Genomic DNA, 13897 nt, shown 5'->3' with positions numbered 1-13897 from the left:
ATGGAGGACTTCAACCGGACGGCCCCCGAGTCCCTGCTGGTCGTGGCCGCACACCCGGACGACATCGAGTTCTGCGTCAGCGGCACCGTCATGCAGTGGATCGAGCGCGGCACCCGCGTCACGTACTGCATCGTCACGGACGGCGGCGCGGGCGGTTACGACGAAGCGCTCCCCCGCCAGGCCATGGCGGACCTGCGCCGAGCCGAACAGGTCCACTCCGCCAAGCTCAGCGGCGTCGCCGACGTGCGCTTCCTCGGCTACCCCGACAGCTTCGTGGAGCCCTCCGTGGAGCTCCGCCGCGACCTGTGCCGGGTCATCCGCGAAGTACGGCCGCAGCGTGCCATCATCCCGTCCCCCGAGATCAACTGGGCCCGCGTCGCCGACCTCCATCCCGACCACCGCGCCGTCGGCGACGCCTGTCTGCGCGCCGTCTACCCCGAGGCCCGCAACCCCTTCGCCCACCCCGGACTCCTCAAGGACGAGGGCCTGGAGCCGTGGATCGTCCACGAGCTGTGGCTGATGACCGGGCCGACCCCCAACCAGTACGTCGACGTCACGTCCGTCTTCGACCGCAAGGTCGAGGCCCTGCGCATCCACACCTCCCAGACCGCCCACTTCGACGACCTGGCGGGCCTCCTGCGCACCTGGCTCGGCGAACACGCGACGGCCGGCGGCCTGCCCCCCGGCCGCATGGCGGAGGCCTTCCAGATCGTCCACATCGACTGAGCCTTGCCGCCCCTGGGGACGCGTGCGAGCGGCACCCTCGGCGCCTCCCTGGCCGGCGGTCTTCGTCCGCTCCTCGACGACCTCGTCCTCGCCTCCCGCGCCCTCGCCGACCACCTGACCGGCCCGCTCTCCGATGCGATCAAGGCGGCCGCCGAGGAGCAGAAGCGGCAGGACGACGAACTCAAGCAGCGCTTCGGCTGGTGGACCTGAGGAGCGCGAACGCGTGAGGCACGGGTGCCCCTCACCCCTGGGGGTGGTGCGGCGCCGTCCAGTAGGCGCAGTCCGGCCCGCCGTGGACCGTTCGTCCGTCGCCGTCGCAGAAAGCTGTGGCCCCGCAGCTTCCGACGGACGGAGAGGTCTCGCATGCCCCTGCAACCCCCCTGGCGCCGGGCCCGGCGCGCCGGCGCGGCCGGCGTCGCGGCCCTGGCGCTGGTCCTGGGCCTGCCCGCCGCGGCGACGGCCGCGCCCGGCGATCTGGACGCCACCTTCGACGGCGACGGCAGGGTCGTCACGGACCTGGGCGGATACGCGGGCGCCGACGGCATGGTCGTGCTGCCCGACGGCAAGATCGTCACGATGGGCGACGGCTACGGCCCCGACACCTCCGGCGACTTCACGCTGACGCGGTACAACCCGAACGGCACGCTGGACACGACCTTCGGCGGCGACGGGATCGTCACCACCGACTTCGGCGCCAACGAAGAGGGCCGGGGCGTGGCCCTTCAGCCCGACGGCAGGATCGTGGCGGTCGGCGCGTCCACCGACATCGCCGCCAACAGCTCCTTCGCGGCCGCCCGCTACAACGGCGACGGCAGCCTGGACACCACCTTCGGCGAGGGCGGCCGGGTGCTCACGGACGTCGACGTCGACCAGATCGAGATCGCTGAGGCGGTGGCCGTCCAGTCCGACGGCAGGATCGTCGCCGGTGGATCGAGCGGGGGCGTGTGGTCGCTGGTGCGCTGGACCGCCTCCGGCGTCCCCGACCCGGCCTTCGACGGCGACGGCATCGTCACCGGAACGTTCGGTGCCGGCTGCTGTGCCTGGGTTCGCGATCTGGTGATCCAGCCCGACGACAAGATCCTCGCCGCCGGGGTGGGGGACGGCGTCGCTCTGGCCCGCTACAACCCCGACGGCACCCTGGACGCGACCTTCGACGGCGACGGCCGGGTGACCACCGGCACCGGATCCGCGGAGGGCGTGGCGTTGCAGGCCGACGGCAGGATCGTCACCGCCGGCAAGAGCGGGAACACCTTCCTGGTGCGGCGGTTCACCGCCGCCGGTGCTCCGGACACGAGCTTCGACGGCGACGGCGTCGTCACCACCTCCTTCGGGCCGGAGGACGGCGGTGCGGCGGACGTGGCGCTGCAGTCCGACGGCCGCATCGTCGCCGCCGGCACCTACGCCGGCGACTTCGCGCTGACGCGGTACAACACGGGAGGCGGTCTGGACCCGGACTTCGGCGGCGACGGCCGGGTGACCACCGACTTCGGCGGCCCCGAGGACCAGGCCGCGCAGGTGGCGGTGCAGCCCGACGGCAAGATCGTCGCGGCGGGGCTCGCCGGTGAGGACGTCAGCTCCACCGAGGACCGGGCCCTGGCCCGCTACCTGGGCGGTGGCGGCGTCGAGCCGCCGGCGAACGTGGACGTGGCGGTGACGAAGAACGGGCCCGCCACGGTCAGCATCGGCGACACCGCCACGTACACCGTCGGCGTGGCGAACAACAGCACCACGACCGCGGCGACGAACGTCCAGCTGACCGACACCCTGACGGGGACGGCGACCATCCTGTCGGCGACCACCGACCGGGGCACCTGCACCGTCACCACCGGCCGGGTCACCTGCGCGATCGGCACGCTCAACCCCGCCGGCACCTCGGGCTCCACCGCCACGGTGACGATCGTCGCCGAGCCCTCGCGGACCGGCACGCTCACCGACACCGCGACGGTCACCACGACACCGGCCGACACCGCGACGGGCAACAACACGGCCACCCGCACCACCACCGTGAACAACAACCGCGGCTGCACGATCATCGGGACCAGCGGCAGCGACACCCTCAACGGCAGCTACAACAACGACGTGATCTGCGCCCTCAGCGGCAACGACACGATCAACGCGAGCTTCGGGAACGACACCGTCCACGCCGGGCCGGGCAACGACCGGGCCGACGGCAGCTACGGCAACGACACGCTCCTCGGCGGGCCGGGCAGCGACACGCTCCTCGGCAACTACGGCAGCGACAGCCTCAACACCGTCGACGGCGTCGCGGGCAACGACACCGCGAACGGCGGCTACAACACCGACACCTGCACGACGGACTCGGGCGACATCCGCGTCAGCTGCCCGTGACCCCTCACGGCAAGGGGCCCGGAGTCGCGAAGACTCCGGGCCCCTCTTCCGTACGGGGCGTCAGCGGGCGCCGAGGGCCTCGCCCTGGCGCCCCGACCGGGACCAGAAGCCCCCGCTGCCCCCGGGGCGGGGCTCCATGGACCAGGCCCCGTCCGCCTCGACGACGAGGAGACGCGGGCCCCGGTCCGGCCGGAGGCGGGTTCAGCAGGCCCCGAGGTCCTGCCACACCCCCCACTCGCCCGTGGTGCCCGGCTCCTCGCCGGTCGTCCACCACTTGGCCTTCCAGGTGTGGCCCTTGTGGGAGACCTGCTGGCCGCCCGTGTAGACGGCGGAGGAGACCCACGGCGTCGCCGTGCACCGGGTGGCGCCGCCGGTGACGGTCAGGGCGAACACCGCCGCGTGACCGGCCGAGGCGCTCGCCCCGTTCACCACGATCTGGTACGTCCCGGAGACCGTGGCCGCCGTCGTGTTCAGGGTGAGGGTCGACGAGCCGCCGGCCGTCACCGAGGCGGGGCTGAGGGTGGCGGTGACACCGGCGGGCAGGCCGCTGACCGTGAGGTTCACCGTCTGCGCCGTACCCGCGGTGACGGCCGTCTTCACCGTCGTCGTGGTGGACGCCCCGGCGGTGACGGTGGCGGCGGCCGGGGTGGTGGTCACCGCGAAGTCGTCGGCCGGGGTCGTCGTCCCGCTGGTGAAGGGGGCGAAGACGTGCGAGAAGTCCCAGGTGTTCTGCTGGATGCCGGAGCAGCCGTCGGCGGCCGCGCCGCCGGGGCAGCTGCCGTTGTCGCGCTGGAGCGCCCAGAACGACAGGGTGTTGATGCCCTTGGAGACGGCCCAGTCGTAGACGGTACGGGCATCGGCGAGGGTGAAGGTCTCGGCCGGGCCGAAGTCGTCGACGCCGATCATCTCGATGATGCCGACCATGCCCCACAGCTGGGCGGGCGTCTTGGCGGGGTAGAGCGCGGCGAGCTGGTCGTAGAGGCCCTGGGCGGCGGTCTTGGTGTCCGCGGCCATGTCGTGCGCGGCGTTGTCGTAGTAGTCGAAGGTCATCAGGTTGACGACGTCGACGCGGGCGCCGTTGGCGACGGCGTTCCTGAGCACGGCGAGACCGCCGGCGGCGAGGCCGTGGGTGGTCGTCGGCAGGGTGTACGAGATCTGGACCTGGCGGCCGTTGGCGGCGGCCCAGTCCTGGACGCGCTTGATGGCCTTGTTGCGGCGGTCGATGCCCGCGGTGTTGTCGAGGGAGTCGACCTCGATGTCCATGTCGAGCCGGGTGACGTCGTAGGTCGTGATGACCTTCTCGTACACGGCGGCGATCTGGTCGACGTCGGTGCAGCTGTCGGCGATCTCGGTGCCGGTCGTGTCGGCCGTGTAGCCGCCGAACGAGGGGATGACGTCGCCGCCGCGGGAGCGCATGGTCGCGATGTCGGCGCCGAAGGAGGACTGGGCGACCGGCAGGCCGGTGTCGCCGTTCCAGTACGCGGTGCAGGAGCCCTTCGTGGCGGTCTGGAGGAACGCCATCGTGAGGTGCTTGGCGCCGGACTGGGCGCTGAGGGCGGCGGGGCTCTCGCCGGTCCAGGACTCGAAGTAGGGGGCGAAGACCCTGGCCGGGAGCGGGGTCGCGGCCTGGGCGGGGGCGGTGGCGGTGGTGGCGAGGCCGAGGGCGGCCACGGCGGTCACGGCGGCGGTGAGGGCCGAGCGGAGCGAACGTACGCGTCGTCTCATGGCGATCCCATGTCTGTGGGGGGTGCGGGGAGCGGCGTGCGCCAACGCCATTGGGGCGCACGACTGTTGGGATCCGAAGAAACCCCCGCGACCACGACCGCGTCAATGGCCTGGACCAAACTTGGACTAGACCAATTTCATCGTTTGTTGCGTGGTGCATCCAGCGAGTCGCGGCGAGCGCTGGGGCGATGCGCGGACGGCGCCGGATTGGTCCAGCGAGCCAGGCTCCGGCCCCCCGCCCTCGGAAGCGGTTCCTCCGCGGGCCGGCCGGGTAGCTGGCGTACATGTCAAAAGGCTGGCGGTGGTTCCTCGTGGGCGCGTTCGTCGTCTGGACCGTCCTCGCGCTCCAGTGGACGGACCTCGGCTGCGACTACCCGGAGGCCTATCTGGCGGTCCTCCGCTTCGGCACACCGGAGGGCCTGGAGTTCCTCCCGGCCTGCGCGGGCTGACGCGTCCCGCCGCCTAGGATCACCCCATGACCCGACACTCGCGCTCTTCCCTGTCGCTCTGGTCGCGGGACTCGTTCCTGTCCGTCGGCTCGGTCGGATCGACCCTCTCGATCGGCTCGGTCGGCTCCTTCCTCTCCGTCGGCTCGATCGGCTCCGCCGCCTCGATCGCCTCGGTCGGCTCCTGGGCGAGCCTCGGCTCCCTCCTGTCCGCCCGCTCCAGCTGGTCGGTCCTCTCCTGGCGCTCCCACCGCGGGGTCCTGGCGGCGGGGGCGGTCCTGGCGGTGGCGGGAACGGTGGCGCTGACGGCGAGCGGCGCCCGAAAGACCCGCTGACACACGTCCGGCCTCCCCCGCACGAGACGGAGGAGGCCGGACGGCGGCGCGCGAGCGCCTGCTCGGCGACGATCGCGTGCGCCGAGCGATGACGATCCTGCGGGTCACTCGATGACGGTCACGGGCAGCTGGAGATGCTGCCGGCCAGGACCAGCGTGTCACCCGACGACTGGAAGACGACGACGCCGGCGGCGAGACCGAAGGCGGCGACGGCGGTGGCACAGGCCACCGCGAGACGGACCCGGATGTTCATGAATCCCCCTGGGTTCACGGGCAGTTGCTGACGTTGCCGGCCAGGACGACGCTGTCGCCCGAGGACGGGAGGGTCGCGGCGCCGGCGGCGAAGGCAAGGCCCGCCGCCGTGAAGGCGATCGCGATGGCCGCGGCGATCCGCTGCGGGATGCGCATGGTGGTACTCCCCCTTCAAATGTCGGCCTCCTGCCGACAGTTGAAGGTGATCATCGCATGTTTTCAGCCATCCCGTTCAGAGGGTTTCGGGCACCCCCGGCCGCAGCCGCCGCAGCCGTCCCGCCAGGTCCGGAGCCGCGAAGGCCTCCGTGATGCGGGCCGGGTCCTCCGCGAGGTGGGTCCAGGAGTCGAAGTGCAGCGGTATCACCGTTCGGGCGCCGAGGGTGCGGGCCAGTTCCGCGCCTTCGCTCGCGCTCATCGAGAACGCCCGGTCGCCGGTGGACGGGAAGTGCGCGTCGCCGAGGTGGAGGAAGGCCGTGTCGACGCGGAAGCGCTCGCCGATCTCCGCCAGGGCGCCGTGCCGGACGGTGTCCCCGGAGACGTACAGCGTGCCGCCCTCGTACGCGACGACGAAGCCGATGACGGGGCCCGTGACCTGCTCCGTGCCCTCGGGGCCGTGCCGCGCGGGGGTGGCCGTGACCGTGACGCTCGTGGCCCCGACGGTGACCGTCCGGCTCTCCCAGGGGGCGAGGCCCTCCGCTCGCCCGCCGAGGCGTTCGGCGCCCTCGGCGGTGGTGAGGACGAGCCCGGCCCCGGTGAGCAGCTCGCGGCCGGCGACGTCCAGGTTGTCGGCGTGCTGGTCGTGCGAGAGCAACACCAGGTCGACGGGCGGGAGTTCGGCGGCCGCGAGTGCGGGCCCGGTGGTGCGGTGGAGCGGGCGGGCGCCCGGATAGTCGGCGGGGGCCGGGTCGAGGGCGGGGTCGGTGAGGAGGGTGAGGTCACCGATGCGGAGGAGGACGGTCGCGGTGCCGAGGTAGGTGGCGGTGACGGTCTCCGCGCGGGCGCTCATGCGGCCACCTGCGCCTTCGAGGCCTCGATCTTGACCTGGAGCGAGGTCAGAAGGCCCCGGAGGAGCTCGATCGTGGCCTCGTCCGTGAGGTTGCCGTCCGCGTCGAAGCGCTCGTGCGAGCGGAAGACGTGCACCTCGGGCTTCACGACGACGTCGCTGTCCGTCCAGACGAAGACCTGACGGAGGGCGAGCTGCGCCCGGACCGTGCCGAAGTTCGTGGGCGCGGCGCCGAGGATCGCGATGGGCTTGCGGTGCAGCGGGAGGCCCTCGGTCTTGGTCCAGTCGGTGGAGAGCCAGTCGAGCGCGTTCTTGAGGACGCCGGGGATGGAGTAGTTGAACTCCGGCGTGGCGATGAGCAGCCCGTCCGCCTCCGCGACCCGTCGGCGCAGCTCGGCGACGACGGCCGGGCGCCGTTCGGGGGTGTCGAGGTCCAGGTCGTAGGGCGGGATCTCGCGCAGGTCCTCGTAGATCTCGATCTCCCGGACGCCGGGGTTGAACTTCTGCGCGGCGTGCAGCAGTTGCGTGTTGTGCGAGCCGGCGCGGAGTGAGCCGGAGATGGCGAGGATCGTGGACGCGGTCATGGGAACCCCCCGTTCGTCGGGTGAGCCGGCGGGTGCCGGACTCGACGACCACGAAGCTAAACCGATCGGTTCAGTCTGTCAACCAAACAGTTCAGTCTTGACAGTGAACTGAATGGTGTAGTTCATTCGGGACATGGCCACCGACGCACGCACGACAGAGCGGGCCGTCGCCCGCACCGCCCACCCCTTCCACACCTACGAGGGCGCCGGATTCCCCGTACGCCGCCCGTTCCCCACCGCGGAACTCCCGTTCGTCGACCCTTTCCTGATGATCGATCAGGTCGGCCCGGCCGAGCTCGCGCCCGGCGAGGCGAAGGGCGCTCCCCCGCACCCGCACCGGGGCTTCGAGACGATCCAGTACGTCCTCGACGGCGACATCGCGAACGCCGACTCCCGCGGCCACCGCGCCGTCGTCCGCGCGGGCGGCGTCCAGTGGCTCACCGCCGGGTCCGGGATCGTCCACGAGGCCCTGCCCACAACGGAGTTCCTCGCCTCGGGCGGCCGGCAGCACATGCTGCAGATCTGGCTGAACCTCCCCGCCCACCTCAAGGGCGTCCCGCCCCGCAGCCAGAACGCGGAGGCCGCCGACCTGCCCGTGGCCGTCACCCCGGAGGGCGCCGAACTGACCGTCCTCGCCGGCGCCAGCCACGGCGTGACCGGCCCCTTCGAGACCCGTACGCCGGTACTCGTCGCCCACGGGCGGCTCGCCCCGGGGAGCAGCGCCGCGTTCGTCGCCCCGGCGGGGCACAACGCGATGGTGTACGTGATGCGGGGCGAGGCCACGGTCGCGGGCGAGCACCTCCCGGACGGCCACCTCGCGGTCCTCGACCACGACGGCGACCGCTTCACGGTCGAGGCCCGGGAGTCCGCGGCCGAGGTCCTCGTCCTGACGGGCGAGCCGATCGGTGAACCGGTGGCCCGCAGCGGCCCGTTCGTGATGAACACGGCCGAGGAACTCCGTCAGGCGGAGCGTGACTTCAGGCAGGGCCTGATGGGCCGGATGCCGGTATGACGGCCCTGTCGGAACCGTTGACGGAACGGCAGGCCCCCGCCCGTACCGGCCTCCTCCTCGCCGCGCTCGCCGCCCCCGCCTCCATGGGCGTCTCCGGCCCCAGCCTCGCCCTCCCCGAGGCCGCCCGCGCCCTCGCCGTCACCCCCGCGTCGGCCGCCTGGCTGATGACGGCGTTCGGGCTCGGCATGGCGGCCGGCACCCCGCTCCTCTCGGCCACCGCCGGGCGGCGGCGCGGCTCCCGCGGGGTCGTCGAGGCCGCCGCCGTCCTCGTCGCCCTCGGCGCCCTCCTCGTGCTCCTCGCCCCGAACCTGCCCCTGGCGATCGCGGGCCGCGCCCTGGAGGCGGCGGGCGCGGCGGGCCTGAACGTCGCCGCCTTCCAACTCGCCGGCCGGGACCGCTCGGGCCGGCTCCCGGGACTGGTCGCGATCGGCAGCGCGGCCGGCGGCACCGTCGGCCTGTTCGCGGGAGCGGCGGTCGCGGGCGCGGTCGGCTGGCGCGGAGCCCTGATCCTCCCCCTCCTGAGCCTGCTCTCCCTGCGCCCGGTGCTCCGCCTGGCGACCGGGGAGCAGCCGGGGGCCGACGACTCCACCCGTACGACCACGCGCCTCCCCCTTGGGGATACGACCTCACTCCTCCCCCTGGACATCCTCCGCGACCGCCGCTTCCTCGCCGCCGCCGCGCTGATGCTCGCGGTCTCCACCGTCAACTTCGCCCTGCTGTACGCGGCTCCGCGCCGTGTCGCCGCCCTCACCGGCTGGGGCGCGGTGGAGACGGGGGCGTTCGCGTCCGTCGCCGCGCTCGCGGGGGCGCTGCTGTCGTGGCAGCTGGTGCGCGCGGCCCCGGCGCTGGGCCCTGCCCGGCTCAAGGCGGTCCTCGCGCTGGGCTCGGCGCTGGCCCTGGTCCTCGCCGTGGCCGCGCCCTGGTCGGTGGCCGTCCTGCTCGGCTCGGGGACGAGCGCGCTCGTCACGGCCGGCGGCCAGGGCCTGCTCACGGGCCAGGCGACGGCGGGCCTCGCGACGGCCCGGCACGGCCTGGCGATCGGCCTGTTCAACCTGGCGTTCCTGATCGGCGTCGCGGCGGGCCCCGCCCTCGCCGCCTTTGCAGACCAAACCGTTCAGTTCATATAGTGAGGCCCGCCGCCACCGGACGCACCGAACGAAGGACCACCGCCATGGACGCCTCCGACGCGATCGACGAGTACGGCATCCCGATCATCCCGGACCCCGCCGACGCCGCCTCCCGCAAGCGCCAGGCGATCATCGACGCGGCACTCGCGGAGTTCCTCGCGGAGGGGTACTCGGCGGCGTCGATGGACGCCATCACCCGCGGCTCCGGCGTCTCGAAGGCGACGATCTACAAGCACTTCGGCAGCAAGGAACGCCTGTTCCTCGCCGTCATCGGCGGCGTCCTGCCGAAGACGTACGCCGACCTGGAGCCCTCCAACTCCACCATCGCCGACGCCCCCGACCTGCGGGCCGCGCTCGTCCGGCTCACCACCGACTGGGCCCGGATCCTGCTGCGCCCGGACATCATGTCGCTGCGCCGCCTGGTCATCGGCGAGATCGACCGCTTCCCGCAGCTCGGCCAGCTCTGGTACCGGGTCAGCTACGACATGAACAACGGCCCGCTCGTCGAGGCCTTCACCGAACTGAACGCCCGCGGCACCCTCGACGCGCCCGACCCGGCGCTCGCCGTGCAGCAGCTGGTGGCGGCGACGGTGGGAGTGCCGCAGCTCGTCCGTACCTTCTCCCCGGACGCCGAGATCGACGACGCGGAGCTCACGCGGGTGATCAGCTCGGGAGTGGACCTGTTCCTGGCGCGGTACGCGCGCGCCTGACGCCGGCCCCACCGGTTCGACCGGACGGCTCAACCGCCCTGCACGACGAGCCGCACCGCGAGCACGACGATCAGCGTGCTCGACGCCAGCGCCGTGCCGAGCCGCCCCCGGGCACCCGTCAGGGTCCGGCCCAGAAGCGTGCCCCCCAGGGCGAGGAACAGCTGCCAGCTCGCGGAGGCGACGACCGCCGCGAGAACGAAGGCGGAGCGATCCGTGGGGGTCGCGGGGGCGGAAGGACCCGTGGCGAGGATGAGCGCGGCGAAGTAGATCACCGTCATGGGGTTCAGGATCGTGATCCCCAGGAACGTGAGGTACGCGCGACCCGGCGTCAGGGCGCCCCCGTCGTCACGCGAGGCCGGCCCGCCCGTACGGTACGAGGCGACCGCCCCCCATCCGGCCCGTACCGCGAGCACCACGAGCACCACGGCGGACGCCCACCGCAGCGGGGTCATCACCGGAGCGAGGACCGGCACGAGCGCGGAGCCGCCCGCCACCGCGAGCAGCGCGTAGACCCCGTCGGCCGTGGCGACGCCGAGCGCCGCGCCGGAGCCCGTACGCCAACCGGCCCGGGCCGTGACGGCCACCAGGTAGGCGCCGACCGCGCCGACCGGGATCGCGATGCCGTAGCCGGCCAGCAGACCGGCCACCACCGCGGCCGTCACGCGACGGCGGGGATCGCGCCTCCGGGGGAGCCGGGCCGCTGCTGTCGGCGGTAGTCCGCGCCGTCCTTCGTACGGGTGAGGAACCCGCCGGTCACCAGATGACGGCGCAGCGCCGAGAAGTCCTCGTGCACGGCGAGAAGCGCCTCGTTGACCTCGGACTCACGGTAGGTCCGGCCGGCCTCGAAGAGCGTCTCGGCGAGGTGCGCGAGCAGCGCCTCACGACGGGCGGGCTTGCGCGGGATCGCCCTGAGACGCCCGTCGACGGAGAACAGGTCCGCGACGGGGCGGACGGCGGGATGACTGGTCATGCCGGAGAGCGTGGCGCCGCGGACCCCCACCCCGCAAAGCATTTTCAGCGCGTCACGACGTTCACCACGTGCTGCACCCTCGGAATGAACTCCCGGGTCCCGGTCTGCTCGAAGAACGGCCGGGCCTTCTCCACGAAGGCGAGGAAGTCCTCCTCGGACTCGAAGAAGTCCGTGGTCCGCCACCCACCACTCCCGTCGGGCCCGGACGCGTGCGCGATGAACCCGGCCGGCGGGAACCACTCCGCGGCCTGGATCAGCTTCGTGGTCTGCTCGTACTGCTCCTGCGTCCCGCCGGGAATCTCGACGGTGACGACGACGCCCTTGCGCATGGCACTGCTCCTGTCACGTCCGGAAAGGGATCCCGACCAGCAGACCAGCCCCACTTCCACGGCGCACGACGACGGGGCCGTTGGAGCGAGGGCCCCGCACCTGCGGCCACGTCACACGGCGACGAGCCGGATGCGGGCGCCGCACAGCTTGGCTTCCGCCGGCCCCGCCCCCCGGCCGCCCTCCGAGTGTGAAAAGGCGGACTCCGCCGCCGGGTCAAGGGTGGGCGCAGCCCGTCGGCGGAGCCGACTTGCCCTTGACGCGGTGGTGGAGGCCGCCACACTCGGAAAGAGGGCGGCCGCACCAGAAGCCCACGAAGCCGGATCACACCGAGGACCCCATAGACCCGCACCCTCAAACCCGGGTGCCCCCCACCGTTACTCCGACCCCGCCGCCCGTACCGCCGCCTCGGCGTGGAGGCGGGCCGTGGGGAAGACCGGGACCGGGCTGTCCCCGGGGCCGATGAGGAGCTCGATTTCCGTGCAGCCCAGGATGATGCCTTCCGCGCCGCCGGCGACCAGGTCCTTGATGACCGTCTGGTAGGCCGCGCGGGACTCCTCCCGCACCACGCCCAGGCACAGTTCCTCGTAGATCACCCGGTGGACTTCCGCCCGCCCGGCGGCGTCCGGGACGCGCACCGTGAGTCCGCCGGCTTCCAGGCGGCCCCGGTAGAAGTCCTGCTCCATGGTGAACGCCGTGCCCAGCAGGCCGACTCGGTGCAGACCCGATGCCCGTACGGCCTCCGCGGTGGCGTCGGCCAGGTGCAGCAGGGGAACGGACACCGCCGCCTCGACCTGGTCCGCGACCTTGTGCATGGTGTTGGTGCAGATCAGCACCATGTCCGCGCCGGCCGCCTCAAGGGACCGGGCGGCCGCCGCCAGGATCTCGCCCGCCTCCGCCCAGCGGCCCTGGACCTGCAACTGCTCGATCTCCGCGAAGTCCACCGAGTAGAGCACGCACCGCGCCGAGTGGAGTCCACCGAGGCGGTCGCGCGTGAGCTCGTTCAGCAACCGGTAGTACTCCGCCGTCGACTCCCAGCTCATCCCGCCGATCAGCCCGATCGTCTTCATTGCAACACCCCTCATCAGCACGAGGCGTTGAGGATGGCAGGCCGCTGCGCATAAGCCTCGCTCGGAGTCGGTCAGTCCCCGAGACAAGACCTTCCGTCACCCACACGGGTGCTCTTCACCCACCGTGGCCGTTCCGGGGCGTTTCGGGCGCTACGGTCACGCAAAACGGCCCCCGTCGATGGTTCGCAGCCATCGGCGAGGGCCTCAACCACCAGTGGACGGACCTCCACCCGTGATCTACCGGCACTTTAACGCGCCTGCCCGCGGCTTCACCCAGTTCTCGCACGACATCATTCGCCATCCCCGGCTCTCCTCCGACGCCGTTCGGCTCCTGACCTGGCAGCTCTCCCTCCCCCACGACGCCCGCGAGACCCTCTCCCGCACCGCCGAGCGTGCCCGGATCGGGGCAACCGCCTTCGGGCGCGCCAAGCGTCAGCTGAAAGAGGAGGGCTTCGTCCACGAGCGACGGGTGCAGGGCGCCGGCGGCCACTGGTCCACCCAACAGCTCGTGTCCAGCACGCCGTTGACCTCCGACCAGGCCCTCAAGCTCCTCGCCCGCGAACCCGTACCGGCGTCTTCGCAGGTCGCACCGAGTCCCCGCAAACCGGTCGTCGGTCGGCCGACAGCCCCGCCGGCCGACGGTCATCCAGAGAAAGACCCTGTGGGAGACACCTCCCACCTTCCCCCGAGGGCCGATGAGACGGCCGACAGCTCCCCCCGTCTCGAAGACGCCCGCGCGCTCATCGGCGCGCTCCCCCTCCTCTCCCCCGCCCTCCGCCACATCCCGCCCGGCATGCGCGACGAACTCGCCCGCCTCGCCGCCCGCTGGCTCGACGCCGGGCACACGTCCACCGACGTCCACGCGCACATCGTGCGCGGCCTCCCCGGCGACGGGACGCCCGTGCACCGGCCCGGTGGCCTCGTCCGGTACCTCCTCCGTGACGTACCCCGCCGGGAACTGCCGTCCCTGAGCATCCCGTCCCCCCGCACATCCCACGAGACGGTCTCCGCCCGCCTCCGAGGCACCCGCGAGTGCTCCGGCGACCACGCGCAGACCACCCTCTTCCGCCCCGTCGCCGACGAGACCACGTGCCCCGCCTGCGTACCGCAGCACGGCGAAGGCCCGTCGCGGTCGCGACGGGCCTTGCTGGGCGATCACGGTTCCTACTTCGGGTCCCGGTTGAACACCGCCTTGGACCAGAAGTAGCCGAGGGCGGCGAGGGCGAGGCACCAGGCGAGGGCGAGCCAGCCGTTGTGGCCG

General features: G+C 72.7%; 18 protein-coding genes and 1 pseudogene. 9 read left to right on the top strand and 10 right to left on the bottom strand.

Going from position 1 to position 13897, the window contains the following annotated elements; all coding sequences use genetic code 11:
• From ABT041_RS35765 to ABT041_RS35755, 3 genes are all read left to right on the top strand, one after another.
• Positions 1–726, top strand: a complete 726-nt coding sequence (locus tag ABT041_RS35765) for a PIG-L deacetylase family protein (protein WP_351192507.1) — start codon at positions 1–3, stop codon at positions 724–726.
• Between the two features lie 3 nt (positions 727–729).
• On the top strand, positions 730–936 hold the full coding sequence (locus ABT041_RS35760; protein ID WP_351192504.1) for a hypothetical protein: 207 nt from the start codon (positions 730–732) through the stop codon (positions 934–936).
• Positions 937–1089: 153 nt separating this feature from the next.
• A complete protein-coding gene (locus ABT041_RS35755; protein WP_351192502.1) occupies positions 1090–3075 on the top strand; it encodes a calcium-binding protein in 1986 nt (661 codons plus the stop codon).
• A 201-nt stretch (positions 3076–3276) separates the two neighbouring features.
• On the opposite strand, the gene ABT041_RS35750 is transcribed toward ABT041_RS35755, so the two are convergent.
• Positions 3277–4800 carry a chitinase gene (locus tag ABT041_RS35750; RefSeq protein ID WP_351192500.1) on the bottom strand — a complete coding sequence of 508 codons (1524 nt, stop codon included), beginning with the start codon at positions 4798–4800 and terminating at the stop codon, positions 3277–3279.
• 284 nt (positions 4801–5084) lie between these two features.
• Between ABT041_RS35750 and ABT041_RS35745 the strand changes: the two genes are divergently transcribed.
• Together ABT041_RS35745 and ABT041_RS35740 are read left to right on the top strand one after the other, a co-directional pair.
• The gene (locus ABT041_RS35745; RefSeq protein WP_351192497.1) at positions 5085–5249 is read left to right on the top strand and encodes a hypothetical protein; all 165 of its coding nucleotides are present in this window, start codon (positions 5085–5087) and stop codon (positions 5247–5249) included.
• A 26-nt stretch (positions 5250–5275) separates the two neighbouring features.
• Entirely contained in the window at positions 5276–5581 is a 306-nt protein-coding gene (locus ABT041_RS35740; protein WP_351192495.1) for a hypothetical protein, read from the top strand.
• 118 nt (positions 5582–5699) lie between these two features.
• Here the strand turns inward: ABT041_RS35740 and ABT041_RS35735 are convergent, their stop codons facing one another.
• The 4 genes from ABT041_RS35735 to ABT041_RS35720 all read right to left on the bottom strand — a co-directional run bounded on the left by ABT041_RS35735 (position 5700) and on the right by ABT041_RS35720 (position 7420).
• Positions 5700–5834, bottom strand: coding sequence for a hypothetical protein (locus ABT041_RS35735; protein WP_351192493.1), 135 nt, complete (start codon positions 5832–5834; stop codon positions 5700–5702).
• Between the two features lie 14 nt (positions 5835–5848).
• A complete protein-coding gene (locus tag ABT041_RS35730) occupies positions 5849–5989 on the bottom strand; it encodes a hypothetical protein (RefSeq protein ID WP_351192490.1) in 141 nt (46 codons plus the stop codon).
• A gap of 76 nt (positions 5990–6065) precedes the next feature.
• The gene (locus tag ABT041_RS35725) at positions 6066–6839 is read right to left on the bottom strand and encodes an MBL fold metallo-hydrolase (protein WP_351192487.1); all 774 of its coding nucleotides are present in this window, start codon (positions 6837–6839) and stop codon (positions 6066–6068) included.
• A complete protein-coding gene (locus tag ABT041_RS35720) occupies positions 6836–7420 on the bottom strand; it encodes an NADPH-dependent FMN reductase (RefSeq protein ID WP_351192484.1) in 585 nt (194 codons plus the stop codon). The genes ABT041_RS35725 and ABT041_RS35720 overlap by 4 nt, the downstream gene beginning before the upstream one ends.
• 133 nt (positions 7421–7553) lie before the next feature.
• Here ABT041_RS35720 and ABT041_RS35715 point away from each other — a divergent pair, with 133 nt between their 5' ends.
• The 3 genes from ABT041_RS35715 to ABT041_RS35705 are packed head-to-tail and all read left to right on the top strand — an operon-like array spanning position 7554 to position 10269.
• Positions 7554–8432, top strand: a complete 879-nt coding sequence (locus ABT041_RS35715) for a pirin family protein (RefSeq protein ID WP_351192481.1) — start codon at positions 7554–7556, stop codon at positions 8430–8432.
• Positions 8429–9559 carry an MFS transporter gene (locus ABT041_RS35710; RefSeq protein WP_351192479.1) on the top strand — a complete coding sequence of 377 codons (1131 nt, stop codon included), beginning with the start codon at positions 8429–8431 and terminating at the stop codon, positions 9557–9559. The genes ABT041_RS35715 and ABT041_RS35710 overlap by 4 nt, the downstream gene beginning before the upstream one ends.
• Before the next feature lie 44 nt (positions 9560–9603).
• A complete protein-coding gene (locus ABT041_RS35705; protein WP_351192476.1) occupies positions 9604–10269 on the top strand; it encodes a TetR/AcrR family transcriptional regulator in 666 nt (221 codons plus the stop codon).
• A 29-nt stretch (positions 10270–10298) separates the two neighbouring features.
• Here the strand turns inward: ABT041_RS35705 and ABT041_RS35700 are convergent, their stop codons facing one another.
• The 4 genes from ABT041_RS35700 to ABT041_RS35685 all read right to left on the bottom strand — a co-directional run bounded on the left by ABT041_RS35700 (position 10299) and on the right by ABT041_RS35685 (position 12636).
• The gene (locus ABT041_RS35700; RefSeq protein ID WP_351192474.1) at positions 10299–10931 is read right to left on the bottom strand and encodes a LysE/ArgO family amino acid transporter; all 633 of its coding nucleotides are present in this window, start codon (positions 10929–10931) and stop codon (positions 10299–10301) included.
• Positions 10928–11239 carry a DUF2087 domain-containing protein gene (locus ABT041_RS35695; protein ID WP_351192472.1) on the bottom strand — a complete coding sequence of 104 codons (312 nt, stop codon included), beginning with the start codon at positions 11237–11239 and terminating at the stop codon, positions 10928–10930. The genes ABT041_RS35700 and ABT041_RS35695 overlap by 4 nt, the downstream gene beginning before the upstream one ends.
• 44 nt (positions 11240–11283) lie before the next feature.
• Positions 11284–11568, bottom strand: coding sequence for a hypothetical protein (locus ABT041_RS35690; protein WP_351192470.1), 285 nt, complete (start codon positions 11566–11568; stop codon positions 11284–11286).
• 375 nt (positions 11569–11943) lie between these two features.
• On the bottom strand, positions 11944–12636 hold the full coding sequence (locus ABT041_RS35685) for an aspartate/glutamate racemase family protein (protein WP_351192468.1): 693 nt from the start codon (positions 12634–12636) through the stop codon (positions 11944–11946).
• 232 nt (positions 12637–12868) lie between these two features.
• On the opposite strand from ABT041_RS35685, the gene ABT041_RS35680 reads away from it, so the two are divergent.
• Positions 12869–13843: a hypothetical protein gene (locus tag ABT041_RS35680; protein WP_351192465.1), complete on the top strand. Its 975-nt coding sequence runs from the start codon at positions 12869–12871 to the stop codon at positions 13841–13843.
• Here ABT041_RS35680 and ABT041_RS35675 read toward each other — a convergent pair.
• Positions 13801–13897 (bottom strand): annotated as a pseudogene (locus tag ABT041_RS35675) (ABC transporter permease); the annotation flags it as partial. The gene ABT041_RS35680 and the pseudogene ABT041_RS35675 overlap by 43 nt on opposite strands.

The organism is Streptomyces sp. NPDC002825, from assembly GCF_040295385.1.
Lineage (GTDB): Bacteria > Actinomycetota > Actinomycetes > Streptomycetales > Streptomycetaceae > Streptomyces.
This window is presented reverse-complemented; position numbering and strand designations above follow the sequence as displayed.

What these genes read in the sequence shown, in the direction of transcription:
- ABT041_RS35765 (WP_351192507.1), top strand. Translation starts at nt 1, where the DNA reads ATGGAGGACTTCAACCGGACGGCCCCCGAGTCCCTGCTGGTCGTGGCC.
- ABT041_RS35755 (WP_351192502.1), top strand. Translation starts at nt 1,090, where the DNA reads ATGCCCCTGCAACCCCCCTGGCGCCGGGCCCGGCGCGCCGGCGCGGCC.
- ABT041_RS35750 (WP_351192500.1), bottom strand. Translation starts at nt 4,800, where the DNA reads ATGAGACGACGCGTACGTTCGCTCCGCTCGGCCCTCACCGCCGCCGTG.
- ABT041_RS35745 (WP_351192497.1), top strand. Translation starts at nt 5,085, where the DNA reads ATGTCAAAAGGCTGGCGGTGGTTCCTCGTGGGCGCGTTCGTCGTCTGG.
- ABT041_RS35740 (WP_351192495.1), top strand. Translation starts at nt 5,276, where the DNA reads ATGACCCGACACTCGCGCTCTTCCCTGTCGCTCTGGTCGCGGGACTCG.
- ABT041_RS35735 (WP_351192493.1), bottom strand. Translation starts at nt 5,834, where the DNA reads ATGAACATCCGGGTCCGTCTCGCGGTGGCCTGTGCCACCGCCGTCGCC.
- ABT041_RS35730 (WP_351192490.1), bottom strand. Translation starts at nt 5,989, where the DNA reads ATGCGCATCCCGCAGCGGATCGCCGCGGCCATCGCGATCGCCTTCACG.
- ABT041_RS35725 (WP_351192487.1), bottom strand. Translation starts at nt 6,839, where the DNA reads ATGAGCGCCCGCGCGGAGACCGTCACCGCCACCTACCTCGGCACCGCG.
- ABT041_RS35720 (WP_351192484.1), bottom strand. Translation starts at nt 7,420, where the DNA reads ATGACCGCGTCCACGATCCTCGCCATCTCCGGCTCACTCCGCGCCGGC.
- ABT041_RS35715 (WP_351192481.1), top strand. Translation starts at nt 7,554, where the DNA reads ATGGCCACCGACGCACGCACGACAGAGCGGGCCGTCGCCCGCACCGCC.
- ABT041_RS35710 (WP_351192479.1), top strand. Translation starts at nt 8,429, where the DNA reads ATGACGGCCCTGTCGGAACCGTTGACGGAACGGCAGGCCCCCGCCCGT.
- ABT041_RS35705 (WP_351192476.1), top strand. Translation starts at nt 9,604, where the DNA reads ATGGACGCCTCCGACGCGATCGACGAGTACGGCATCCCGATCATCCCG.
- ABT041_RS35695 (WP_351192472.1), bottom strand. Translation starts at nt 11,239, where the DNA reads ATGACCAGTCATCCCGCCGTCCGCCCCGTCGCGGACCTGTTCTCCGTC.
- ABT041_RS35690 (WP_351192470.1), bottom strand. Translation starts at nt 11,568, where the DNA reads ATGCGCAAGGGCGTCGTCGTCACCGTCGAGATTCCCGGCGGGACGCAG.
- ABT041_RS35685 (WP_351192468.1), bottom strand. Translation starts at nt 12,636, where the DNA reads ATGAAGACGATCGGGCTGATCGGCGGGATGAGCTGGGAGTCGACGGCG.